Below are 25,010 nucleotides of genomic sequence, written 5' to 3'. Positions count from 1 at the left end.
CGGCAAATATCCCGGCGGTCGCCAATCCGGCCCCGGTGAAACTGCCAGCAGCAGGCAGTAATCCCTGTGGTGCGAACCCGTGCGCGGCAAATCCATGTGGTGCCAATCCATGCGGGGCGAACCCGTGTGGCGCTGGATATAATCCATGTGCGGCGAACCCGTGTGCTGCAAATCCATGCGCAGCTGGTTACAGCCCCTGTGGTGCAAATCCGTGTGGTGCGGGATACAACCCTTGTGCGGCAAGCCCGTGCGTTGCCAATCCTTGTGCGGCCTATAATCCCTGTGCAGCGGCACCATGCAGCGCCAATCCGTGCGCCGCGGCTAGTCCCTGTGCGGCAGGGAATCCGTATGCTGCGTATAACCCATGTGGTGCTTCGCCTTGTGCCGCGTCACCGTGTGCTGCATCACCGTGTGCGCCAGCGGCAAGCAACCCGTGTGCAGCCAGCAATCCTTGCGCAGCCTATAATCCGTGCGGCGCGGGGAACCCTTGCGGTGCGTTTTGATCGCGCCCAATGCGGCATGCATTTGTAGTCACAACGGCATGGCAGCGCAAATCTGCCGTGCCGTTGTGCGTAAAACGCGGGGCTTAAAAAAAATAGCTGTTTGACAAGGGGATAAAACTCTGCGCATGGTGTGGCTGTTATTTGATCGCTCCAGAAGCGTAGAGGGGATGAAAGTCCCCCACTGTTGAGCGATTAACCTGAGAACGCATTGAAGTATCCAGCTACGCGGGTGCTTCCAGAACTGCAAGGCGCAGACCTGATTACTATTTTTTACCGGGCGAAGTCCCAGCTGTCTGCAGCCTCCAATTTACGAGTTACCCTTATTTGACCCAGTTTTCCGAACTCGGCCTCGCCGAGCCGGTCTTGCGCGCGCTTGCCCAAGAAGGCTATGACGCGCCGACCCCGATCCAGGCACAATCCATCCCCTCACTTCTTGACGGCAAGGACCTGCTTGGTATCGCACAAACAGGTACCGGCAAGACGGCAGCGTTTGCCTTGCCGATCCTTGACCGACTTTCCAAAATCGATACCCGCACGCCCAAAGGGGCATGCCGTGTTCTCGTTCTTGCGCCGACGCGTGAACTTGCCGCCCAGATCGGCGACAGTTTCCGTGCGTACGGCCGCTTTCTTAATGTCCGCATGACTGTTGTCGTTGGTGGTGTTGCCCCTGGTCCGCAGATCAAGGCCATAACCCCCGGTGTCGAGGTCCTTGTCGCTACCCCTGGTCGTTTGCTTGACCATGTCGATAGCGGCAAGCTCAGCCTTAAGCATGTTGAAGTGGTGGTGCTCGATGAAGCCGACCACATGCTTGATCTCGGCTTCTTGCCGCCGATCAAGCGGATCATCAAGATGCTGCCGCGCGATCGCCAGAACCTGTTCTTCTCTGCCACCATGCCCGGCCAGATCGGCCAGTTGGCAGGTGACATGCTGTCTGATCCGGTCAAGGTGTCGGTAACCCCGGTTGCCACCACCCAGGAACGTGTCGAGCAGTCAGTCTATCTGATTGAACGCACGCGTAAGCGTCAGCTGCTGGCAGAACTTCTGGATAATCCAGTTTTCAAACGCACACTGGTCTTTACCCGCACCAAACGCGGGGCGGATCGGGTTGCGCGCCATCTTGAAGCCAACAAAATCAGTGCCGCCGCCATTCATGGCAATAAAAGCCAGAACCAGCGTGAGCGCGCCCTGAATGCCTTCAAGGATGGTCAGATCAACGTCCTCGTCGCAACCGATATCGCCGCACGCGGTATCGATGTCGACAGCGTCAGCCACGTTGTAAACTTCGAGCTTCCGAACGTGCCGGAAAGCTACGTTCACCGCATCGGCCGTACGGCCCGTGGTGGCGCAAGCGGAACCGCGATCGCGTTTTGTGACGAAGAAGAACGTGGTCTGCTGCGTGATATTGAAAAAACCACCCGTCAGTCGATCCCTGTGATTGATCGCCGTGATGCGAAAGCAGCAGCGGCTCAGGAAGCAGAATCTGCCGAAGCGCGTGAAGCCAACCGTGGACGTCGTTCCAGCGGTGGTGGTCAGGCGCGCGGCAATGCTGGACGCGGTGGTGCAGGCGGTAATCGTGGCAATGGCCGGGGCGGTCGCAGCGATGCACGGGGTGGCAATGCGCCGCGCCGTGATCGTGATGACGCCCGCAAGGCAAATCAGCGTCGTGACGGCGAAGGTTCGGCCAGTGCCAGCAATGATACCGCAGCAAAAGCACCGTCCAACCCGGCATTGGAAAAATCCAAAAGCCGTTACAAGGGCGGGCTTAAGTCCAAACCGGCGAATGGTCGTGGCAATGGCAGCGATAATGGTGCCAGCCACAACGATGGCCGCAAACGCCCTGCCAAGAAGGTTGATTCCAATGGCAACCGTCGGGATCAGCCCAAGGGCGATAATTCAATTTCTTCCGGTTTGTCCTTTTTGGGCAGCACCGAGGAACGCCGCGCGAATGGTAATGGGGGCAATGGTTCCCGAAATACCGGACCGCAAGGCAAGCGCGGCGGTGTAAACCGCAATCGCAATCAACGTGGCGCACAGTCCGGCGGGCAGCCGGGTGGTGCAGGCCGCGCCAACACTTCTGGAAAACAGCCACGGCGCGAACGTGCCTGATTGTTTTTCAAAATCCCATAGGCGCACCCACGCGGGGTGTGTCGAAACGCCAATCAATACTCGATAGGAGATCTAAAGATGGCAACTGGTACCGTTAAATGGTTCAACGCAACTAAAGGTTTTGGTTTCATTCAGCCGGACGAAGGCGGAAATGACGTATTCCTGCACATCAGCGCTGTAGAACGCGCTGGCATGGGCCACCCGCAGGAAGGCGACAAAATCAACTACGAACTGCGCACCGACTCACGTTCGGGTCGCGTTTCGGCTGATGACCTGACCGCCGCCTAATTCGGCTTGTCCTTCCTTGTGAAGGGCGCCGCATTAACGAAGCCCCCATCCGGGAAACCGGGTGGGGGTTTTGTTTTGGATATCCTTTCACAGATGATGCTTTTGTGACATTTTCGTTCAATGCCTTGAAAGGCTTAGCAATTCCAAAACAAGGCGCTAGAAGCGTTTGTCGATATTGTAATCAAGATGATAGGGCGCCTTCATGAACCATGATGCCGAAACAAATGTGCAGGCAAAATCACCTATGCATCGTTCGGCGGTGATGGGGCTGCTGGATCGTTATCCGCTTCTGGTCCTGGGTTTGCTTCTGATGGGGGCCTTTACCTCATCAAGTGCGGCACCATTGGCCGGGCTCTATGTTGTCGAGGGGCTTGGGCAAGCGCCCTGGAAACTGAGCCTTGTGGCGATTGTTCAGGTATGTGTGACGCTTCTCGTCAATCGCAGTTTTGGCCGCGCGATTGATCGGGCAGTACCCGTCAAATTCCTGCTGATCACCAGCATTTTGTGCTTTGCTGCCGGGATGACATTGCTGGGTCTGTTTCAGATTTACTGGGTTTATCTGGGCATTGTATCAATCCTGCTGGGTGTTGGATCAGGCGCGCTGTCGGTCATGTACAGTTTCGGCCGTCTGTTTGCCGAACAGACCGGGCGGGATGTGGTCAAATTCAATGGTTTTCTGCGCATGCAGACCTCGCTTGGCTGGATGGTCGGGCCTGCGGCGTCGCTGTCATTTTACGGCGTCTACGGTTTCGCGCCGACCTATTACGCGATTGCCGGACTTGCCGCCATTTGGTTCGCTGCATGTTTGCTTATCGTCCCGGCGGCGTTCAAAACCCATCATCCCAACAGTCTCAAAAGCGGCGAAAAAGTCCCGTTTAATTTCGGGCTGCTATCTGCGTGCGTGCCGGTGTTTTTCATTGGTGCGGCCAATGTGGTGTTTGTCTCGGCCATGCCGCTTTATTTCTCGACCGAACTCGGACTTGTGGCGTCTTCGGCGGGCTTCGCCCTGACGGTGAAGTGCTTTGTCGAGGTGGTGGTGATCTATTTCTGCGCATCCCTGATCAAGCGTGTCGGCGAGCGCAAGGGGATGCTGATCGCAGCACTTCTTGGAGCGATATTCTTTGGCCTGATTTATCAGGCGACAACGCTTGTTGATGTGCTGGTACTTGCGACACTTGATGGCATCTATTACGGCATCTTTGCCGGGATCAGCATGACATTCGTTCAGAATTTCGCCCCCGATCAGCCCGGTGTCGCGACAAGCTATTATGTCAGCACGTTGTTTGTTGGCGGTCTGATCGGCAACCTTTTGACCGGCGTGGTTGCAAGTGTCTTTGATTTTCAGACAACCGTTCTGATGGCTTGCGCGTTTGCCTTTGTCGGGGCAGCGGTTTTGGCGTTCATGCGTGATGCGAACAGGTCTGAGCCGATTGGGCAGGGATGATGATCTCTTGACTTTGATCGCTTCCCGACGATTATCGCGGCATGAACGAAAAGACTGAAAATACCAGACCGCGTTTGCTGGTCGACGCCGATGCCTGCCCGGTAAAGGCAGAGTGCGAACGTGTGGCTGAACGTCACCGGATCGAGATGATCATGGTGTCAAACGGTGGCATTCGCCCGTCACGTAATCCGTTGATCAGCATCGTGATTGTTCCGCCGGAACCAGACGCGGCCGATGACTGGATTGCCGAGAATGCGCGTGCCCGTGATGTGATCATTACCAATGATATTCCACTGGCATCGCGCGGGATTGAAATTGGTGCACGGGTCCTGAAAGCCAACGGTCAGGAGTTTACAGAGGCCAATATTGGCAATGCGCTGGCCGGGCGCGAGATCGCGGCCCATATGCGCGAAGTCACCGGCGAACAGGGGCGCAATGCCGCCTTTACCCAGAAAGACCGGTCGAAGTTTTCAAGTGCGTTGGAAGTTTTGGTGCAGGCCGTTTTGCGCGGTTGATCAAACCATCCCCGAAAAAACACGGGCCGCCAGATGAAAAATCTGACGGCCCGCACACAGGTCCTGATTTGATGAGGAAACAGGTCTCACAAATCAGGCTTCCCCCCTGCGTATGCTGTTGTGATAACGGAAAGGCCCGGCGGATGTTCCGCGCGTGCCAATCGTCTTTTGCGGCTTAGAACGGATAGTGACGTTTGCCGCTCTGGATCGTGATCCAGCGCATTTCGGTGAATTCATCAATCGATGCCTGTGAACCGAAACGGCCATAGCCGGATGCTTTCACGCCACCAAACGGCATCTGGGCTTCGTCCTGTACGGTCGGGCTGTTGATGTGGCAAATGCCGCTTTCAATGCGTTTGGCAACTTCCATCGCACGGGGAATGTTGCTTGAGAAGACCGCCGAGGACAGACCATATTCGCTGTCATTGGCGATGCGAACGGCTTCGTCTTCATCGCCAGCACGGATGACAACGCAAATCGGGCCAAAGCTTTCCTCGGAATAGATTTTCATCGCCGGGGTCACATGATCAAGCAAGGTGGCATCCATCAGAACGCCGTCCTTGGCCTTGCCCGAACCGGCAACCAGCTTTGCACCCTTGGAAACGGCATCTTCAACCAGTTCTTCGATGCGATTGACCGCCTCAACACTGACAACACCGCCAAGGATGTTTTCAGCCTTGGCCGGATCGCCTGCGGTCAGTGTCTTGGCCTTGGCGGCCAATTTGGCAACGAAGTCATCGGCAACGGCATTGTCAACGATCAGACGTTCGGTCGACATGCAAATCTGGCCCTGGTTCATGTAGGCGCCAAAGGCTGCACCATTGACCGCTTCGTCAAGGTCGGCGTCATCAAGCACCAGGAACGGTGCCTTGCCGCCCAGTTCAAGCAGAACCGGTTTCAGGTGCTCGGCACCCAGTTTGGCGATGATGCGCCCAACACGGGTCGAGCCGGTAAAGTTGATGCGACGCACGGCCGGGTGGGCAATCAGGGCTTCAACGATTTCGGGGGCATCTTCCGGGGCATTGGTGACCACGTTAACGACACCTTCTGGCGCGCCAGCCTCAACCAGGCAATCGCCGATCAGGCGATGCAGGGCCGGGCAAAGCTCGGACGCCTTGAGGATCACGGTATTGCCACATGCCAGCGGCATGGCAATGGCACGCGTGCCAAGGATCACCGGCGCGTTCCACGGCGCAATGCCCAGAACAACGCCAACCGGCTGGCGAATGCCCATGGCCATCAGGCCCGGGGTGTCGGACGGGATGACATCGCCTTGAATTTGCGTGGTCATACCACCGGCTTCACGCAGCATGTTGGCGGCAAGATGGGCATTGAAGCCACCCCACATGCGTGTGCTTCCGGTTTCGTCAAGAACCAGCTGACCGAACTGATCGCCCTTGGCTTCCATGATGTCAGCTGCCTTAAGCAGGATCTTGCGGCGTGCGCCCGGACCCATTTTCGACCATTCCGGGAAGGCTGCGGCTGCGGCATCGGCTGCCTTGCAGGCATCTGCGGCATTGGCCGCGGCCGCCACAGTCGCGACTTCGCCGGTGACCGGGTTTTTGCGTTCAAAGGTGCGGTTGTTTGACGCACCCACGTCCTTGTTATTGATCAAAAGCTGGGCCTGGTTCATGACGTTTCTCCTGAACTTTCATTATCTGCTGTGCTGTGACAAGTCAGGATGAAGTTGCGATCAGAAGGGCAAACATCCGCGTCAGCCAGCAGGTTGATTATCCGGACCGGAGCCCGGTTTGCATATTTTCGGGAGGATGCAGTCGTGTGTTTTCCAAGAAACGTCGCATCGCGAAGTAAACTTGGTGGTTATCCTCCCTCCTGTTTCTTTGGTTTTCCAAAATAACAGGTTTGAATTCGTTGTATTTTTTTCGTTTTCGACGGTTTCTTTGACCTTTTTCCAGTAGGCAATGGAAAGGTTCCAATGTAAAGACGTCCAAATTGACATTTTAAGACGAAAAATTGTACATTTATACCTATAACTATTTCGGAATAGATGGGTGACAAAAAGGCATGATTGATCGACCGCGCCACCCGTTTCCATCCTCAGGTCCGGTCAAAGATGCCGACAGTCCGATCGCGGATCTTATTCCCGTGACAGCGCAGGCAGTGATGGATCGGTTCGATCATCCCTTGTCGGAGCAAGCATGGGTAATGAACGATCCCGGGCGCCGTGATCGATGTTATGCCGTGCTGTTGCAAAGTGGTCAGGCCGAGGTCGGGCTCAAGCGTGGTACGATCACTTGCAAGGCACCGGCACTTGTCTGGTTGCCGCTTGGCGAAACACAGCGTTTCAGCGTCAGTCCGGGCAGTGATGGGTATTTGTTATCTGTGGCCGAGGATCTGGTTGCGCGCCACTGTGGTGACGGCAGTGGTGTTGCAAGTGGTGCCGCCCGTAATGGCGTTCCTCTGCGCTTTGTCGCAGACACCGTTCATAACGTGACCCCACAACAAGGTAGCGGAAATCTCTTATTGCTAGAGCAAAGCTTTGAGGCAATCCGGGCTGAGCTGATGCAAAATGCGCTTGGCGCAAGCCTTGTGGTTGGCGCGCATCTTCAGATCATTCTGACCATGGTGCTGCGTCTTGCCGATGGTGTCATGACCCAGCGCACCAAGCATGGTCCGGGCTCGATCACATTTCAGCGGTTCTTGCAGGTTCTTGAACTTCATTTCCGTGAACACTGGAATGTTGCGGATTATGCCGCGTCGCTTGGAATCAGTGAACGCCGATTGGGGTCGGCAGTGTTACGCGCGACAGGAAAGCCACCTTTGACGATTATCCATGAACGTGTCCTTCGCGAGGCCTGCATGCGGCTTGAACAATCACCGCTGGATGTGGCCCAGATCGCTTATGGTCTTGGTTTTCGCGACCCGGCCTATTTCAGTCGTTTTTTCAAACGCTATATGGGTGAGGCGCCGGGTGCCTATCGCCGAATGCGACGTGCGCTCGAGCGGGTGCGTGACGATACCTTTGCGGCCTGGCCTTAGACGCTAACTGGCGCTGGAAGATGACATGCACCTGGTTGCTATAGGTCGGGTTTCGTCATCTTCCCGTGAAGATAGAAGATTGCATTGCCTTTTTTTGATCCTACTTCTTTGCTTTAAGCGTACCAATACTGCAATGCAGAACGTGATTGGATCAAGCCGTGCCCAAAGGCAAAACCTTTATACTTGGCCTGTTGGCCGTCCTTGTCCTGCCATTTGGCATCAGCCTGGCAGAAGATCCGCCCGGTGAAAAAGCCAAGGAACGCTATACGTGGCGCAATGCGCCGCGCCATTCATCGGGTGTCGCACCGGATGCAGAAGCCAACCGCGACCAGGCGATTGTCATGGTGATGGCGGCTGATACGTTTGGCTGGCGCAGCTATTTCGCAGTGCATCCGTGGATCATTTACAAGCGCGCTGGCGAAACCCGCTATACCCGCTATGACGTGGTTGGCTGGGGCAGTGGCAATGTGGTGCGCCAGAACTATGCGATCCCGGATGGTCTTTGGTATGGATCGGAACCGAAACTCATGGCCGATCATCGCGGGGAAGCGGCTGAAAAGCTGATCCCCCAGATCGAAGCCGCGATTAAATCCTATCCGTTCCCGCGCGAATATCGCAGCTACCCGGGGCCGAACAGCAATACCTTTATCGCCCATATCGGCCGTGAAGTGCCGGGACTGAACCTTGATATGCCGGCCAATGCGATTGGCAAGGATTATCGTCCGATCACTAATCCGGTCGGACTTTCATCCAGCGGGCAGGGCGTGCAAGCCAACTTGCTCGGTGTTCTTGGCATGTCGCTTGGTCTGGAAGAGGGGATTGAGCTTAACCTGCTGGGGCTGAATTTCGGGATTGATTTTAACCGTCCGGCTTTGCGTCTGCCATCTATTGGCCGGTTGGGTATGGATAGCGTTGAACAGGTGACGGCCGAAGAGGTCGCAACCGATAAGGCGGCCCAAGCTGAAAGTGCAGAAGCCGGCCTTGAGCCCAGCAGCTAACAAGCTTGCACGCAGATACTATCCAGCGCCTAAAAGAAGAAAACGCCACCCTGAAAGGTGGCGTTTTTGTTTGTGTGCCATGCCGGTTCAGGCAGCCCGGCCCCAGCGTGGGAACGGGTCTGGTAAGTTTGCGTAACGTGATGGATCAAAACGTACTGCAAGGGTGTCATCGTCTTCATCAATCAGACATGCTGAAAGCCGTGCGCGCAGGGCGGCCTCGTCGATGTCCTGACCGATAAAGACGATTTCCTGTCGCCGGTCGGCAAAGACCGGGTCCCATTTCGACAAGACCATATCGCGCCATGCCGGATTGTCTGGCCATTGTTCGCGCGGGACTGCACACCACCACGTACCAAGGGCTTCGGTCTTGACCGCCGCACCGGCCTGACTGATTTCACCGACCCAGTTGGGGCGGTTGGCCAGCCAGAAATGGCCCTTTGCCCGCAGGACACCCGGCCATTCACTGTTGATGAAGGCGTGAAAGCGTTCGGGGTGGAAAGGCAAGGACGTTCGGAACGTAAAGCTCTTGATGCCATATTCCTCGGTCTCTGGCACATGATCGGCAAAACCGTAAAGTTCCTTGGCCCATAGGGGATGGTTTTGCGCGCGATCAAAATCGAAACGACCGGTGTTCAGGATCTTTTCGGGCACGACAACGCTGTTGCTGGTTTCAATGACCTCTGCATCGGTATTAAGCGCCTTGATAATCGCAAGGACGGTTTTGCGTTCGTCATCGGAAATCAGATCAAGCTTGTTCATCACAATGACGTCGGCAAATTCGATCTGATCGACCAGCAAATCAACAATGCTGCGATTGTCCTCGTCACCCAGGCTTTCGCCCCGGTCTGTCAGCATGTCGGTGGAACTGTAATCGGCAATCATCCGCGCGGCATCGACCACGGTGACCATGGTGTCGAGCTTGGCAATATCACCCAGTGACTGACCGTTTTCATCGCGAAAATCAAAGGTGGCCGCAACGGGTAGCGGCTCGGAGATGCCAGTCGATTCAATAAGCAGGTAATCAAAACGGCCTTGCTCGGCCAGACGGCGAACCTCGGCCAGAAGGTCATCGCGCAGCGTGCAGCAGATGCAGCCATTGGTCATTTCGACCAGTTTTTCGTCGGTTTGCGAAAGCTCCGATCCACCATTGCGGACAAGGTCGGCGTCGATATTGACCTCGCTCATGTCATTGACGATCACGGCGACCCGCAATCCACGGCGGTTGTTCAGGACATGGTTCAGAAGGGTGGTCTTGCCCGCGCCGAGAAAGCCGGACAGGACAGTAACGGGAAGGCGTTTCATCAATCGTCCTCGGTTGGATGCTGTGATAAATGTTATGTTATAACGTAACATTTATCGATGAGGCACGAGGAACGCAAACAAAATTTCGTCTGTCCGGTAAAAGGTGTGGGGATGATCTTAGCCGTTCAGATGCCAGATGGCCGCATTCAGAAGGGTAGCAAAGCCGACCCAAGCCACATATGGCAGCAACAGCAATCCGGCAAGGCGATCCAGCCGGAAGAAAACAATCGTGTTGATCACGATCAGGACAAATAGGGGGATGATGTCAATAAGACCCAGCAACGGCGACTGTGCGCCAAAGAACAGGAATGACCACGTAAGATTAAGCAGCAATTGCGCGCCATAAATGCCAAAGGCCATCTTGGTCCGTGCAAACCCGTTGGTTAGCCAAACCCGCCAGCCACTGAAGGCAATCATGAAATAGATCGCCGTCCAAACCGGGGCGAACAGCCAGTCGGGCGGGTTAAAGAACGGCTTTTGCAGGTTTGCGTACCAGTCATTGACGCTGGTTGCGGTCACCGCCCCGCCGGAAGCGGAAATGATCAGGCACAGCACCATGAATGCAATCAGGGCAAATACCCGCGTGCGATGATTGGGGCGCGGGTTCAGGGTTTCCTGCGTGCTGTTGGTCATGATGGTACCCGATCCTCGTCAGTTGGTGACTTCGCCTATGGTGTCGATCAACGTGTCGAAATAAGGGTTCCAGGTCAGGCGGCCATGATATTTGCCCGGCTCGGTATACCCCCAACTGCTGCGCCAGATGGTCGATAGATCATCGGGCAGTGCGATGTCTTCCTGACCGTTTTCAACAAAAACAAAGCTGCCTTTCACGCCATAATACGGGTTGTCGGGCGAAAACAGCACGCTCAGATGTGAAAAGGTACTGATCTGTTGTTCGGGCAGGTTGCTGTTGAGCGTTGCCACCCGGTCATCATTGCTTGGCGCCTTGGCGTCATCATACCAGACAAAGCGCGATTTGGGGTTGGTAAAGCGGTCCTCAAAGGCGCGCAGCGTCTCAACCGGGGCCAGTACACTGTCATCGGCGCTCATGGTCAGGACCACCGGTCTATCAAACGGTTTTGCATCGAGGTGATCCTGAACATCCTTGACGGTCCGGTAATAAAGCTCGGACGCCTTGGATGAAAGCGACTGGTAGTTGATGGCATTGTCTTCGGGATCAACATCAATCCAGTCCCAGAGATACTTGATCACCGGGGTCAGGAACAGCAGGCCGTTATCGGGGTAGATGCCAGGCGAAAACAGCAGTAACCCGGAGATTTCCGAATGTTCTGCAGCATAGCTGGTGACAAGGTTGCCACCGGTCGAAAAACCGCCAAGCCAGACTTCATCAACTTCGCGCTCCAAAAGGGCAACCTGATGGGCAACCGCCGCAGTCCAGTCGGTATAACTCGGGATGCTCAGATCGGCCGGGCGGGTGCCGTGACCGGGCAGCAGCATCGAACGGGCCAACCAGCCGTTCTGTGCCATTTCGTTGGCGATATCATGAAAATACCACGGGCTTGCGCCCAGACCATGGACAAACAGGACGCCGCGTGTCGGGGCTTTGCCGTCCGGTGTTGTTCGGCCCAGTTCAAACGGAATATTGCGCGCCAGTTCGGTTTCGCGGTCATCGGTGATAAAGACGCGATGTTTGGCAACCCAGTCACGGGTTTGCGCAACATATTCGTCAAAACTGTCCTGTTTGTAGGGCGGGATATCAGGCGACTGCTGATAAAGTTCGCTTTCTGGCGGGAAGGCGCAGGATGCGATGGCGATGGACGGGATCAGAACAACAAGGATATTTCGGGCAGTGCAGGCCATGCTGGTCAGGCAATCTCTTACAATGTTCGATGGGCTCATAAATCGACGCATCTGATCCCCGTTGCGTGGTTGGTCGTCAGGCAGTGGCGACAGCATTTCGCGCAACTGTTTGAAAATATACGTCGAACTTCATCCCGACAGATCACTGTTGCCTGTTTCAGGATCTGCAAACAAAAGCCGCCCTGCATCATATCAACGCAGGGCGGTGTGGTTTGTTTCAGGCCTTGGTGGTTTTGGCCGTCTGGCCAAACAGGACTTTCTTGTCCTCTTCACTCATTTGCCATTTGCTGAGCTCTTCGCCGGCCTTGTAGGCCGCAACCGTCGCCGGGCGGGCCTTGATGGTTTCAAACCAGCGTTTGAGGTTCGGGAAATCATTAAGGTCCTGCTGTTGTTTTTCATGGCTGACAATCCATGGATAGCACGCCATATCGGCAATGGTGTAGTCATCACCGGCAATGAATTTGCGGCCTTCAAGGCGCTTGTTCAAAACACCATAAAGGCGGTTGGTCTCGTTAACATAACGGGTGATGGCATACGGTATCTTTTCCGGCGCATAGGCACTGAAATGATGGTTCTGACCTGCCATCGGGCCAAGTCCGCCCATCTGCCAGAACAGCCATTCCATCACTGTCTTGCGTTCGCGCACACCGGTTGGCAGGAACTTTCCGGTTTTCTCAGCGAGATATTGCAAGATAGCACCGGACTCAAACACCGTGATCGCCTCGCCGCCATCTGCCGGATCATGATCAATGATGGCGGGCATGCGGTTGTTGGGCGAGAAGGCGAGAAATTCCGGTTTGAACTGATCACCCGCGCCGATATTGACCGGCACGATCTTGTATTCCAGCCCGGCTTCTTCAAGGAAGAGCGTGATTTTGTGGCCGTTGGGTGTCGGCCAGTAATAAAGATCAATCATGAACCATGGGCTCCTTCAAAGCATTCGTGTGGCAATTTCGATAATCAAAGCTTGCCAATCGGGACGTTATCGGTCAATTTAAAACGATCGTTCCAAAATGCAAGAGCAGGTCACGCCATTGTGTAAAGGCAAGTTCCTGCAAGGAGACCCAAAATGATCCGCTTCTATTATCATCCGACGCCGAACCCTCAGAAAATCTCGATGATGCTTGAGGCATCCGGGCTGCCCTATGAGGTTTTGCCGGTTGATACCCGTAAAGGTCAGCAGCATGACCCGGCCTTTCGTGCGATTAACCCGAATGGCAAGGTTCCGGCGATTGTCGATACTGATGGCCCGGGTGGCAAGGAAGTGCGGGTGTTTGATTCAAACGCGATCCTGCTTTATCTCGCCGAAAAATCCGGCAAGTTCCTTGGCAAGCCGGAAGACCGCGGTGAATTTCTGTCCTGGCTGATGTTCATTGCCACCGGTCTTGGGCCGTTTTCCGGGCAGGCCGTGCATTTCCAGCATGTCGCGCCCGAGGGTAACGACTATGGCGTAAATCGCTATCGCAACGAGATCGCGCGTCACTATCAGGTGCTTGAAGATCACCTCGAAGGGCGCGAATTTATCGTTGGCGATGACCTGACGATTGTCGATATCTCTGCCTGGGGCTGGATCGACAAGGCGCCATTTGTCCACAAGAACCCGGACATCTGGGACAAGTATCCAAACATCAAGCGCTGGTTTGATGAGATCAATCGCCTGCCGGCCGCCATCAGCGCGCGCGAAGTTGGCAAGGATCACACGTTCAAAACCGAAATGGACGAAGAAGCAAAACGCGCCATGTTCCCGTCGAACTATTCATAGGTCTTCAAAAGTTTGCTTGGATATCCTCTGGGCCAAACTTTGGAAAACAAAAAACACCCCGACCAATCCGGTCGGGGTGTTTTGCGTTTAGAGGTTTGTTTTAGAGGGCAATCAATCCGTGGTTTTGGCGCCGAACTGCTTGTTGAATTGCAGCACCAGAAGCGTGACAACCGCACCTGACAGAAGATAGGCACCCACACCGGGCAGACCGAACTTGTCACAGAGATAAAGTGCGATCAGCGGTGCGAACCCAGCGCCCAGCAACCATGCAAGGTCAGAGGTCAGGGCCGATCCGGTATAGCGGTATTCGCGCTTGAAGTTTGAGGCAAGCGTTCCGGCCGCCTGACCAAAGCACAGGCCAAGAACCGCAAAGCCACCCAGAACAATCATGCCCTCATTGATGATGTTATAGGTATACAGAAGCGGTGTCAGAACCGCCCCAAGCAGGATGATCCCGGCACTGTAGCCCAGCAAGCGGCGACGGCCGAGCTGATCGGCGATAAAGCCCGATGCAATGATGCCAAAGGCACAGAGCACCGCACCGACACCCTGGGTCAGAAGGAACTGACCCGGATTACCGTCGGCATAAAGGAAGACCCAGGTCAGTGCGAAGACAGTGACCAGATGGAACAGGGCATAACTGACCATCGGCACCAGAGCGCCGAGCACAACGGTACGGCCGTTATGTTTCAGCGTGTCAATCACACGGGCTGCTTCAAGTTCGTTCTGGTCAAGCAGATGACCGAACTCTGACGTTGCCACCAGACGCAAACGGGCAAACAGCGCGACGACATTGATTGCAAAGGCGACAAAGAACGCATAGCGCCAGCCAAAGCTCAAGAAGTCATCGGGGTGAAGGGTCAGCAGCAGGAAGGCAAACAGCGAAGATGCCAGCATGAAACCTAGTGGTGCACCCAACTGCGGGATCATCGCATACCAGCCCTTGCGGTTGTCTGGTGCATTAAGCGCCAGAAGCGATGCAAGCCCGTCCCAAGCGCCACCCCATGCAAGACCCTGCAGGAAGCGGAAGGCGCAGAGAAGATAAATTGCAATCACGCCAGAAGATGCAAAGCTTGGCAAAAACGCCATGGCTGCCGTGGACCCGCCAAGCAGGAACATGGCGATTGTCAGTTTCACGCCGCGTCCATACTGCCGATCAACCGTCATAAAGACGAGTGAGCCGACAGGGCGCGCGATAAAGGCCAGAGAGAAGATGGCAAAGGAATACATGGTGCCCATGAGTGCGGTTTCACCGGGAAACAGCAATTGCGGGAAGACCAGTACCGATGCGATGCAATAAACGAAGAAGTCGAAAAACTCGGATGTCCGGCCAATAATCACGCCAAGCGCGATCTGTCCCGGATCATTGGTGGCGTCGGCATTGTGATGCCGCGCATCGCGTTCCAAACCCGACGAGGTGGCGGTCGCGTAGTGTTCTGTCGTTTGGGTCACGCCGTTCTCCCTAATTCACTGGTCGGACCTTTTTGGTCCTAACTGCTTTTGATTGGATCACAAATTCGGATCGCTGAACGATACGACTTTGGACCGAGTCTAAGTATAGACATGTGAATTTCAAACGTCAGTGTCAATTATTGTGATGCACCGCACAACGTCCGGTTTACATTGGAATGATAATTGTCATTACGACCCTGCTATGCGCCGCGCGTACCTTGACATTGCTGCGATGCAGCTATAGCAATCTCGCCAACTTTCCGATCCGGCATTTTTTTGAAAAAAAATTGCTTTCTTTGTGCCTTCTCCGTGGATGTTTGGAATTAGAATTCCTATATGCGGTTGCGGCGGGGTACGACGCGTAGCGGTCTTTGACGGACCGCTTATGCGGCTCATTGGCATATGGTTGTCATTGAGAACATCTTCCAGAGACTGAGGAAGTATGAAGCACATGCTTTCAAGATTTGTACGTGGCGCCGCTGTAGCTTCGATATTGCCGCTTCTGGCCGGTTGCAACCTTGTTGTGATCGACCCATCCGGTGATATCGCGTCCCAGCAGTCCGACCTTATTATCGTTTCGACCATTCTGATGCTGCTGATCATCGTTCCGGTGATGGCACTAACTGTGTTCTTTGCCTGGAAATACCGGCAGGGCAACAAGGATGCCGAGTACGATCCCGAATGGCACCATTCCACCAAGCTTGAAGTCGTCATTTGGGCGGCTCCGCTGGTGATCATTATTGCCCTTGGTGCGATCACCTGGGTCACGACGCATACGCTTGACCCTTATCGTCCGCTTGACCGCATCGATGCAGAACGTCCGCTCGCCAAAGATGCAGAGCACATGGTGATCGAAGTTGTTTCCCTCGATTGGAAATGGCTGTTCCTGTATCCGGAACAGGGCATTGCAACGATCAACGAGCTTGCAGCGCCAGTCGATACGCCGATCGAATTCAGGATTACCTCTTCGGGGATCATGAATTCCTTCTTCATTCCGGCCCTTGCGGGGCAGATCTATTCGATGGCGGGGATGGAAACCAAACTCCATGCCGTGATCAACGAAGAGGGCGTTTTTGACGGGTTCTCCGGGAACTATAGCGGTGAGGGCTTCTCTCATATGCGCTTCAAGTTCCATGGTCTGAGCCAGGACGGCTTTGATGCCTGGGTTGAAGACGTAAAGTCCGATGAGACTTTCCTTGGTCGACCGCAATATCTTGAACTGGAGAAACCCAGCATCAAGGAACCGGTCCAGTATTACAGCTCGGTCGATCCGGAGCTTTATCAGGCCATTCTCAATATGTGCGTCGATCAGTCCAAGATGTGCATGAACGAGATGATGTATATCGACCAGAATGGCGGCGGCGGTCTGGCCGGGATCTATAACGTCATGTCTTTGACGTATGACGTCCCGCAGATGCGCGGCTCTCAGCCATTGCCTGATAGCAAATCCTTCGTCGCAACGTTGTGTACGGCTCCAGATGGTGGATTTTCTAGCGAAATCGCAAACCTTCCGTTGTTTGACAACGTACAGGAATCATCAGCCATGAGCGTCGCACCCGTTGGTGTTTCGGCAGGGTTTTAAATGCAGTGTCGGTTGGTGAATGCCAACCGGCCCTTCGCAGTTCTGGCATCGGTTGCGGTGCCATTCTGCAGTTGAAAGAAGAGTAATCCGATGTTCTCCAATCCGGACCTTTTACATTTTATATTTGGCCGGCTGTCCCTCGACTCATTCCCGTTTCTCCATGATCCGATCATTCTTGTGACGTTCCTGGGTGTGGTTGTGGGTGGCATCGCCGTCGTCGGTGGTCTTTCCTACTTCCGTCTGTGGGGATACCTCTGGCGCGAGTGGATCACGTCGATCGATCACAAAAAGATCGGCATCATGTATATCATTCTGGCAATCATCATGCTGCTGCGTGGCTTTGCCGATGCTCTGATGATGCGCGCCCAGCAAGCCATAGCGTTTAATGGTGCCGAGGGTTTCCTTCCGCCGCACCACTATGATCAGATCTTCACCGCCCATGGCGTGATCATGATCTTCTTCGTTGCGATGCCGCTGGTGACCGGTCTGATGAACTTCGTTGTGCCGCTTCAGATTGGTGCACGCGACGTTGCCTTCCCGTTCCTGAACAATTTCAGCTTCTGGATGACCACCTGTGGTGCCGCACTGATCATGGCGTCGCTGTTTGTCGGCGAGTTCGCAATGACCGGTTGGCTGGCCTATCCGCCGCTGTCTGACATTGTCTACAGTCCGGGGGTCGGGGTTGATTACTATATCTGGGCCTTGCAGATTGCCGGTGTCGGTACGTTGCTGTCGGGTGTGAACCTGATTGTGACCATCGTCAAGATGCGTGCACCGGGCATGTCCATGATGAAGATGCCGGTCTTTACCTGGACCGCGCTTTGCACCAACATCCTGATTGTTGCAGCCTTCCCGGTTCTGACCGCTGTTCTGGTTCTGCTTGGTCTTGACCGTTATGCAGGCACCAACTTCTTCACCAACGATCTTGGCGGTAACGCCATGATGTACATTAACCTGATCTGGATCTGGGGCCACCCCGAGGTGTACATCCTGATCCTGCCGGCGTTTGGTGTGTTTTCCGAAGTTGTGTCGACCTTCTGCCGCAAGCGTCTGTTTGGCTACAGCTCGATGGTATACGCCACCGTGGTTATTACCATCCTGTCCTACATCGTCTGGCTGCACCACTTCTTCACCATGGGGTCGGGTGCAAGTGTGAACGCCTTCTTTGGCATCACGACGATGATCATCTCGATCCCGACAGGTGCCAAGGTCTTCAACTGGCTGTTCACCATGTACAAGGGCCGCATCAAATATGATGTGCCGATGCTTTGGACCATCGGTTTCATGCTGACCTTCGTGATTGGTGGCATGTCGGGCGTGATGCTTGCTGTTCCGCCGGCCGATTTTGTCTTGCACAACAGCCTGTTCCTGATTGCCCACTTCCATAACGTGATTATCGGTGGTGTCGTCTTCGGGATGTTTGCCGGGATTGTCTACTGGTTCCCGAAAGCGTTCGGTTTCAAGCTGGACGAGTTCTGGGGCAAGATGTCCTTCTGGCTGTGGACCATTGGTTTCTACTTTGCCTTCATGCCGCTTTATGTCCTCGGTCTGATGGGCGTCACCCGCCGTATGAGCCAGTTTGACGATCCGTCGCTACAGATCTGGTTCATCATCGCGGCCTTTGGTGCGCTTCTGATTGCCGGTGGTATCGGTTCTTTCATCATGTCGATTGTTGTTGCAGTGATCAAACGCGACAAACTACGTGATGAAACCGGTGACCCGTGGGGTGGTCGTACGCTGGAATGGTCGACGTCGTCGCCGCCTCCGGCATACAACTTCGCCTTCACCCCGGTCGTTCATGAACTGGACGCCTGGGATGACATGAAGAAACGTGGTTTCGTCCGTCCGACGTCGGGCTTCATGGATATCCACATGCCGAAAAATACCGGCGCTGGCTTTATCCTGGCTGCGATCTCGCTCGTTCTTGGCTTTGCCCTCGTCTGGCACATCTGGTGGCTTGTTGCGGCAAGCTTCATCGTGCTGATCGCCGGGTCAATTGCCCACACCTTCAACTATGACCGCGATTATCACATCCCGGCATCCGAAGTTGTGAAGACCGAAGAAGAACGTACCGCCCTTCTGGCAAAACAGCAGGCGTAAGGGAATGACAATGGCGAATACAACTGCCTCTCAGACCGAAGCGCCGGTCTTTTATCTGAAAGAAGAGCATCACCCGGAAACGGGTACGATGCTCGGCTTCTGGATCTATTTGATGAGCGATTGCCTCATCTTTGCGATCCTGTTTGCAACCTATGCCGTTCTTGGTCAGAACTACGCAGCTGGTCCTGCACCGGCTGACCTGTTTGATCTTGAACTGGTGGCGATCAACACGTCCATGCTGCTGTTCTCGTCCATCACCTATGGCTTTGCCATGCTGTCGATGGAAAAGGGCAGTATTGCCGGCACGCAGCTTTGGCTGGCGATCACCGGTCTGTTCGGCATCGCGTTCGTGGGGCTGGAGCTTTATGAGTTCCATCACCTCTGGAGCCTTGGTGCGACGCCGATGCGCAGTGGTTTCCTTTCTGCGTTCTATACGCTGGTGGCAACCCACGGTCTGCACGTGACGTTTGGCATCATCTGGCTTGTCACCCTGATGGTTCAGGTCGCCCAGCGCGGTCTGATCGTCGAGAACAAGCGCCGTCTGATGTGCCTGTCGATGTTCTGGCACTTCCTTGACGTGATCTGGATCGGTGTCTTCTCCGTTGTTTATCTGCTGGGAGTTCTGGGATGAGCGCACATTCTCACGCACATGATGACCATCATGATGGCGGGGCCTCGCATGGCACCTATAAGAGCTATGTGATCGGGTTCGTCCTGTCGGTCATTCTGACCGCGATCCCGTTCTGGCTGGTAATGGACGGTGTTCTTGACAGCAAGGTTGCGACCGCCCTTTGGGTTATGGGTCTTGGCGTGATCCAGATCATTGTTCACATGGTCTATTTCCTGCACATGAACACCAAATCCGAAGGTGGCTGGAACATGCTGGCCTTGATCTTTACCCTTGTGATCGTGGCGATTGCCATCGCCGGTTCGATGTGGGTGATGTATCACCTCAACACCAACATGATGCCGCAGATGGATCACGACATGATCCCGAGCTTCGGCTAGGGACTGCTTGATATTTGAAGGGGGCGCGATACCTGTATGGGGATCGCGCCCTTTTTGTTTAACCAGCCTGTTACGAGCTATGAAAGAACCCGGCATGCCCGACAATCATGTTTCTGCTGCTGAATCCGATAGCGCGAAAAAAGGCCCGTCAACGAGAACCAGGATCGTTGTCCTGATGCTGGCGGCCATTCTGTTTTCCGGGTTCTGTGCCCTTGGCTATTGGCAGGTCGAACGACGGGCCTGGAAGCTTGACCTGATCGAACGGGTCGATGCGCGTGTGCATGGTGACGCGGTGGCAGCCCCGGCGCGTGATGACTGGGAAAATGTGACGCGTGCACGCGATGAATACCGTAAGGTCACGGTGATCGGCACCTATCGCAACGATCTTGAAACGCAGGTCTATACCGCAACCGATTACGGCGCGGGCTATTGGGTTCTGACACCACTGATGCGGGGTGACGGGACGATTGTCATGATCAATCGTGGTTTCGTCCCGACCGAAAAGCGCGACCCGGATACGCGCCCCGAAGGCATGGTCGATGGTGACGTCAAAGTGACCGGCCTGCTTCGGATCAACGAGCCAGTTGGCACCTTCATGCGCGATAATGTGCCTGCTGAGGAACGCTGGTATTCACGTGACGTGCATGCGATGGCGACCAAGCGTGGCCTTGATGCGACAAATGTCGCCCCATATTTCATTGATGGTGATAGCGCGGAAAACCCGGCCAAGCTGCCGCTTGGCGGCCTGACCAAAATTCGTTTCCCCAACAACCATCTTGTCTATGCCCTGACATGGTTTGGCATGGCGTTGCTGACACTTGTGGCTGCCTGGATTGTTTTGCGCCCGCGCAAGAAATCGGACAGCGACGACTAATCCAACTCCGATTGTTCGGGCCACGGAATGTCTTTGCGCATGTTGGCCCCGCTCCAATTGATGATGTTGGGTGTGTGTTTGCCCACATAGTGCGCCCGAAGCACAGCGTTAAGATTAGGGGGACGATAAAGAACGCGTTCGAGTGACCCTTCGGCCGAATTGTCATGCAGCACCCCCGTGCTGATGTTCCAGCGTTCCAGGGCACTGACATGGATGGCTTCGTTGATCGTCTCAAGACCCTCGGGTATGATGTTGCGGCAGTCAAATTTTGGGCATTTCAGGCGGAGTTTATCGAGATAGGTTTTCTCTTCCGGGACGATCTGACTGATCAGCCGCTGGTAGGGATATAGGTGAGACAAGAAATATAACTTTGTGCGGCTTTCATAACCGCGTCCTTCGACCGATGGCGTCAGTTTGGTTTTCAGGCCCGCCTCATCAATCTTGAGCTTGGTGTGTTTCTTGACCCGTTTGATCATCCAGTCGAGCGTGATGTCAGACAGGCCGCAATCATCATAAGATCCGCCGATATTGCTGTGCACGCCGGGAAACCAGACCTGTTCGACGATCTGCTTGTCTGGCAATTTGGTGCCCTTCTTCTTGACCCACAAGGTCGGCGAAAAGGCACTGCGTTTCTCATCAATCGCCATGGCATGCAGGGCAACCCGGACGTTCGAGCCAAGCTGAACATCATGGAAATGATATTTGGCCGGGATCAGGCGGCGGCCAAGATCGCCCGGAATGCCAAGCGATCCGACCGTATCCCAGACGCCAACGCATTCAATGGGCACGTCCTGATAAGCATCGATATCAAGGGTCGAAATCTTGGTGCGTTTTGCCTCTGTCGATAAGTCGGAACTGGCAATTTTCGCAATATCGTCCTGAAGGGTATGGCCAAGATAGGGTGGTTTTAAAATGCCGCAAAGACCGATCAGTCCGGCCAGACTGCGGGCGGTAAAGGCGCCACGCGAAAAGCCAAAGATAAAGATCTCGTCGCCGGGCTGATAGTTGTTGCCAAGAAACCGATACCCATCGACGACGTTTTCAAGCAATCCGTTGCCAAAAGCACCGCCGCGTACTTTGTCCAACAGATTGCCGGTGCCAACACCACGGTCATAGAACACGATCTGGGAGGTATCCCCGGAGCTGCTGGGGACGGCGCGCAGAAGTTTGACGACATTGGTCGGTTGGGGCGTGTTGGCCGGCTCCTGCCAGGTGCCGTCGAAAAATACGATCAGTCTGCGTTTGCTCATCTGAAGTCCCCTGTGTGTGATGTGAAGCCCGCTGATCCTTTTTGATTCTAGTTTCTGGGTCACTATACAACTCAAAGGTGATTTTATTAAGGGATATCGAATGTAGCGAGGTGCTGCCGGTTCAAATGCGGTCCGGGTGGACGGCTGACTGACTCCTGCCATACTGCTGTCAGGAACCTGTGGGGCGTGCGATTTACATTGTTGGGAAACAAGGGGAAATTGCCTTCGCATATCGCACATAAAGACACGCGCAAACCGAGGAGCCTTTTAAATGCCATCAGACCGAAACTTGACCTTTTATCATGCGGTGCCATCGCGGAGCGGCACGGTGCATTGGATGTTGCAGGAACTGGGTATTCCGTTTGATGTCAAACTTCTCGACATTCGCGCTGGGGCGGGGCAAACGCCGGAATTTCTGGCACTCAATCCACTCGGCAAAGTACCAACCATCGTACATGGTGATACGGTCGTGACAGAGGCCGCAGCGATTTGCTGTTATCTTGCTGACTTGTATCCGGAGGCCGGATTGGCGCCCACGTTTGATGATCCGAAACGTGCTGAGTATCTGCGATGGTTGTTCTTTTCGCCGTCCACAATCGAGCCAGCCCTTATCGACCGTGTACGCCAGTATGAGGCCGAAGACAGCAGCCAGAATTCCTACCGCGACTGGGAGACGTTGGTGCCCATTTTGCTTGATGTGGTTGGCAAAGCTGACCCGTGGTTGCTGGGGCAGGATTTCACGACCGTTGATGTTGTGATGGGATCGACAATCCGGTTTGGCTGCATGTTTGGTATTCTGCCAAAAGATCCGGTGTTTGATGCCTATATTGCCCGCATTGATGCGCGCCCGGCCTATCAGCGTGCGCAGGAACTCGATGCACCGCATTTTGCCGCCGCGATGGCGGGTTGATCGCATCAAAGTAATTGTATGAAGAATAAAAGGGCCGGTTCCTGCGCTTTTGGAACCGGCCCTTTGTTGTTTTATCGGCGTACTGCCGGGCGGTCAGGGATTGGTATGATCAATCACTTCGCCGCGTGCCGGATAGTTTTTGGCAATCACAAAATCAAGCGCGCCAAGGATCTGGTCAAAGGCCGGGCGGGCGAATGGCATGGTCTGAACCGTGCCGAAATAAAGCGTGCCATCCGGGCGGACCAGAAACAGTCCGGGTTCGGAGAAAACGGACGGTTCTTCATAACCGCTTGAGGTAACACCGTTCGAGGTCGAGATATAAAGACCCCATTCGCGGGCGTTATCAAGATCAAGGCCATAAGCCAGATCAACATTCTCAAGGCCCCATTTTGCCTTGGCTTCGGTCGCGCGATCTTCGCCGTCAGACGAAACCACAACAACATTCACGCCACGCTTGGCAAAGTCTTCAAGCTTGGTGTCGAGGTCTTTGAGGTACTTGCCACAGATCGGGCAATGCAGGCCGCGATAGAAAACGACCATGGTGAAGTTTTCCGGGCTTTGATCGGCAAGCGACCATGCACCGCCACCAACAAGCGGGACGGAAAGGGATGGCACCTTCTGGCGCGGCATAAGCGGGGTAATTGCAGACATTTCGTTCCTCATGACTTGGGTCGGGGGTGTTGGATTGCATTATGGAATGATCATTCCATAAATCAACAACAAAGCACCAGCATCACCGAACTGTGATGGCAAGGCTTGTAGCCGGAACTATTATTAAACCCGCTTGGCGACGATGAACCGCGATCCGGTGCTGGTCGGATAGGTGCCGGTTTCGATCACCTCAAATCCGGCAGCACGGATCATGTCTTCGAGACGTGCGAAGTTCAAAAAATGCACGTGTGGTGCCTTGCCAAGTTTCTGCATAACCCAGATCAGGGGTTTGAGGTAGGAAAGCTTCTCGCCCAGACACGGCGTCTTGCTAATGAACAAGCCGCCGGGCTTTAGGCTTTTATGCAGGGACGCAATGGCGTCTTCGGGCTCATCAAGCAAATGCAGGATGTTAAAGCCGAGCACAACGTCATAGCGCTCTGTGCCGGTGGCAATGTCATCAATCGTCTTCTTTGCAAATGTGACATTGCGGATCGCCTGGTCTTTGGTTTTGCCTTGGGCAATTTCGATCATGCGCCGGGAAATATCGGTCGCGGTGAGTTGACCGATATTGGATGCTAGTTTCAGTGCGGTCGTCCCCGTACCACACCCGATTTCAAGAACATTTTGATCTGTCGAAAGATACGCGCGGGTGCGATCAAGGGTTTGCGCATATGCCGCTTCATTGCCGATTGGCTTGCGGGCGTATTTGTCGGCGACAGAGTCCCAGAACGTGTCGTTGCGTTTCATTATGTGTCCGGCTTTTGTAATTGGTTTGCAGGCATTGATTGTCACGCAGGTCTATCAAGGAGTGCGCGGCAACGTGCAATCAGAATGGGCTGTGAGATGCGCTTTGACTTAGTCCAGAGCCGCCAGAATGGTGTCGGTGTAGTCCTGCAGAGTTTCCTGATCTGCCCCGCGGCGCGACATCAGTTGGACGCCCTGAAACGATCCGACCAGAAAGCGCGCAAGGGCGCGGACGTTTTTGTCCTTTGAAATCGTGCCTTGCTCAATGGCACGCTTGAGTGCAGCGGCAAAAATATCCTCTGCCCGACGGAAAGCCTGATGGGCGATGGCGGCCGTTTCCGGATCGTGCGGGGCCAGTTCCATGCCGGAATTGACCATCAGGCAGCCCTTATGACGGCCTTCGGCACAGCCGGTTTTGGCAGTGTCGCGGAATGTCTTTTCAATTGCCGTGCGACCGTCTTCGATGGTGCGCAGATCGGCAAATCGTTTGGCACTGATTTTCTGGCTGTAATGATCAAGAACACGCAGGAACAACGCCTTCTTGTCGCCGAAGCTTGCATACATGCTCGCCCGGTTCAGGCCGGTTTCATCCACCAGATCCTGAATAGAGGTCGCTTCAAACCCCTTGCTCCAGAAGATGTTCATGGCGTTATCAAGAACGCTTTCTTCATCAAATGCACGTGGCCGTGGCATAGGCAGT

Annotated in this window: 23 protein-coding genes; 13 read left to right on the top strand and 10 right to left on the bottom strand. The window is 54.7% G+C overall.

Annotated elements, in window-relative coordinates; translation table 11 throughout:
* Positions 1–827: 827 nt before the first annotated feature.
* From HED22_RS11615 to HED22_RS11600, 4 genes are all read left to right on the top strand, one after another.
* The gene (locus HED22_RS11615) at positions 828–2,609 is read left to right on the top strand and encodes a DEAD/DEAH box helicase (RefSeq protein WP_167722273.1); all 1,782 of its coding nucleotides are present in this window, start codon (positions 828–830) and stop codon (positions 2,607–2,609) included.
* Positions 2,610–2,687: 78 nt separating this feature from the next.
* A complete protein-coding gene (locus HED22_RS11610; RefSeq protein WP_008892034.1) occupies positions 2,688–2,897 on the top strand; it encodes a cold-shock protein in 210 nt (69 codons plus the stop codon).
* Positions 2,898–3,099: 202 nt separating this feature from the next.
* The gene (locus tag HED22_RS11605; protein WP_167722271.1) at positions 3,100–4,341 is read left to right on the top strand and encodes an MFS transporter; all 1,242 of its coding nucleotides are present in this window, start codon (positions 3,100–3,102) and stop codon (positions 4,339–4,341) included.
* Between the two features lie 41 nt (positions 4,342–4,382).
* Positions 4,383–4,856, top strand: coding sequence for a YaiI/YqxD family protein (locus tag HED22_RS11600; protein ID WP_167722269.1), 474 nt, complete (start codon positions 4,383–4,385; stop codon positions 4,854–4,856).
* A 175-nt stretch (positions 4,857–5,031) separates the two neighbouring features.
* On the opposite strand, the gene HED22_RS11595 is transcribed toward HED22_RS11600, so the two are convergent.
* Positions 5,032–6,489, bottom strand: a complete 1,458-nt coding sequence (locus HED22_RS11595) for an aldehyde dehydrogenase (RefSeq protein ID WP_167722267.1) — start codon at positions 6,487–6,489, stop codon at positions 5,032–5,034.
* A gap of 533 nt (positions 6,490–7,022) precedes the next feature.
* On the opposite strand from HED22_RS11595, the gene HED22_RS11590 reads away from it, so the two are divergent.
* Together HED22_RS11590 and HED22_RS11585 are read left to right on the top strand one after the other, a co-directional pair.
* Positions 7,023–7,856, top strand: coding sequence for a helix-turn-helix domain-containing protein (locus HED22_RS11590; protein ID WP_254869974.1), 834 nt, complete (start codon positions 7,023–7,025; stop codon positions 7,854–7,856).
* 158 nt (positions 7,857–8,014) lie between these two features.
* Positions 8,015–8,854: a DUF3750 domain-containing protein gene (locus tag HED22_RS11585; RefSeq protein WP_167722263.1), complete on the top strand. Its 840-nt coding sequence runs from the start codon at positions 8,015–8,017 to the stop codon at positions 8,852–8,854.
* 87 nt (positions 8,855–8,941) lie between these two features.
* Here HED22_RS11585 and zigA read toward each other — a convergent pair whose 3' ends face one another.
* The 4 genes from zigA to HED22_RS11565 all read right to left on the bottom strand — a co-directional run bounded on the left by zigA (position 8,942) and on the right by HED22_RS11565 (position 12,893).
* Positions 8,942–10,156, bottom strand: coding sequence for a zinc metallochaperone GTPase ZigA (zigA, locus tag HED22_RS11580; protein WP_167722261.1), 1,215 nt, complete (start codon positions 10,154–10,156; stop codon positions 8,942–8,944).
* Between the two features lie 117 nt (positions 10,157–10,273).
* Positions 10,274–10,789: a TspO/MBR family protein gene (locus tag HED22_RS11575; protein WP_167722259.1), complete on the bottom strand. Its 516-nt coding sequence runs from the start codon at positions 10,787–10,789 to the stop codon at positions 10,274–10,276.
* Positions 10,790–10,807: 18 nt separating this feature from the next.
* The gene (locus HED22_RS11570) at positions 10,808–12,016 is read right to left on the bottom strand and encodes a carboxylesterase (protein ID WP_167722256.1); all 1,209 of its coding nucleotides are present in this window, start codon (positions 12,014–12,016) and stop codon (positions 10,808–10,810) included.
* 178 nt (positions 12,017–12,194) lie between these two features.
* On the bottom strand, positions 12,195–12,893 hold the full coding sequence (locus HED22_RS11565) for a glutathione binding-like protein (RefSeq protein WP_167722254.1): 699 nt from the start codon (positions 12,891–12,893) through the stop codon (positions 12,195–12,197).
* Positions 12,894–13,046: 153 nt separating this feature from the next.
* Between HED22_RS11565 and HED22_RS11560 the strand changes: the two genes are divergently transcribed.
* The gene (locus HED22_RS11560) at positions 13,047–13,739 is read left to right on the top strand and encodes a glutathione S-transferase family protein (RefSeq protein ID WP_167722252.1); all 693 of its coding nucleotides are present in this window, start codon (positions 13,047–13,049) and stop codon (positions 13,737–13,739) included.
* A 111-nt stretch (positions 13,740–13,850) separates the two neighbouring features.
* On the opposite strand, the gene HED22_RS11555 is transcribed toward HED22_RS11560, so the two are convergent.
* The gene (locus HED22_RS11555; RefSeq protein WP_167722250.1) at positions 13,851–15,191 is read right to left on the bottom strand and encodes an MFS transporter; all 1,341 of its coding nucleotides are present in this window, start codon (positions 15,189–15,191) and stop codon (positions 13,851–13,853) included.
* Between the two features lie 451 nt (positions 15,192–15,642).
* Here HED22_RS11555 and cyoA point away from each other — a divergent pair, with 451 nt between their 5' ends.
* The 5 genes from cyoA (at position 15,643) to HED22_RS11530 (ending at position 20,755) form a co-directional block, all read left to right on the top strand.
* Positions 15,643–16,773 carry a ubiquinol oxidase subunit II gene (gene cyoA, locus HED22_RS11550; RefSeq protein ID WP_217701880.1) on the top strand — a complete coding sequence of 377 codons (1,131 nt, stop codon included), beginning with the start codon at positions 15,643–15,645 and terminating at the stop codon, positions 16,771–16,773.
* A 90-nt stretch (positions 16,774–16,863) separates the two neighbouring features.
* Entirely contained in the window at positions 16,864–18,873 is a 2,010-nt protein-coding gene (gene cyoB, locus HED22_RS11545; protein ID WP_167722247.1) for a cytochrome o ubiquinol oxidase subunit I, read from the top strand.
* 10 nt (positions 18,874–18,883) lie between these two features.
* Positions 18,884–19,504, top strand: coding sequence for a cytochrome o ubiquinol oxidase subunit III (gene cyoC / locus HED22_RS11540; RefSeq protein WP_167722245.1), 621 nt, complete (start codon positions 18,884–18,886; stop codon positions 19,502–19,504).
* Entirely contained in the window at positions 19,501–19,881 is a 381-nt protein-coding gene (locus HED22_RS11535; protein WP_167722243.1) for a cytochrome o ubiquinol oxidase subunit IV, read from the top strand. Before cyoC ends, HED22_RS11535 begins: the two co-directional genes overlap by 4 nt.
* A gap of 94 nt (positions 19,882–19,975) precedes the next feature.
* Positions 19,976–20,755 carry an SURF1 family protein gene (locus tag HED22_RS11530; RefSeq protein WP_254869973.1) on the top strand — a complete coding sequence of 260 codons (780 nt, stop codon included), beginning with the start codon at positions 19,976–19,978 and terminating at the stop codon, positions 20,753–20,755.
* Here HED22_RS11530 and HED22_RS11525 read toward each other — a convergent pair.
* Positions 20,752–22,005 carry a DUF2235 domain-containing protein gene (locus HED22_RS11525; protein ID WP_167722241.1) on the bottom strand — a complete coding sequence of 418 codons (1,254 nt, stop codon included), beginning with the start codon at positions 22,003–22,005 and terminating at the stop codon, positions 20,752–20,754. The genes HED22_RS11530 and HED22_RS11525 overlap by 4 nt on opposite strands.
* Positions 22,006–22,276: 271 nt before the next feature.
* Between HED22_RS11525 and HED22_RS11520 the strand changes: the two genes are divergently transcribed.
* Positions 22,277–22,915: a glutathione S-transferase family protein gene (locus HED22_RS11520; RefSeq protein ID WP_167722238.1), complete on the top strand. Its 639-nt coding sequence runs from the start codon at positions 22,277–22,279 to the stop codon at positions 22,913–22,915.
* Positions 22,916–23,008: 93 nt separating this feature from the next.
* Here the strand turns inward: HED22_RS11520 and HED22_RS11515 are convergent, their stop codons facing one another.
* The 3 genes from HED22_RS11515 to HED22_RS11505 all read right to left on the bottom strand — a co-directional run bounded on the left by HED22_RS11515 (position 23,009) and on the right by HED22_RS11505 (position 25,003).
* Positions 23,009–23,566, bottom strand: coding sequence for a peroxiredoxin-like family protein (locus tag HED22_RS11515; protein WP_167722236.1), 558 nt, complete (start codon positions 23,564–23,566; stop codon positions 23,009–23,011).
* A gap of 123 nt (positions 23,567–23,689) precedes the next feature.
* Positions 23,690–24,313: a bifunctional 2-polyprenyl-6-hydroxyphenol methylase/3-demethylubiquinol 3-O-methyltransferase UbiG gene (locus tag HED22_RS11510; RefSeq protein WP_167722234.1), complete on the bottom strand. Its 624-nt coding sequence runs from the start codon at positions 24,311–24,313 to the stop codon at positions 23,690–23,692.
* A gap of 108 nt (positions 24,314–24,421) precedes the next feature.
* Positions 24,422–25,003 carry a TetR/AcrR family transcriptional regulator gene (locus HED22_RS11505; protein WP_167722232.1) on the bottom strand — a complete coding sequence of 194 codons (582 nt, stop codon included), beginning with the start codon at positions 25,001–25,003 and terminating at the stop codon, positions 24,422–24,424.
* Positions 25,004–25,010 lie beyond the last annotated feature (7 nt).

The sequence above is a fragment of the Thalassospira sp. HF15 genome, from assembly GCF_011806525.1.
GTDB lineage: Bacteria > Pseudomonadota > Alphaproteobacteria > Rhodospirillales > Thalassospiraceae > Thalassospira.
The sequence above is the reverse complement of the archived record's forward strand: the minus strand, read 5'-3'. Positions and strand labels throughout refer to the sequence as shown.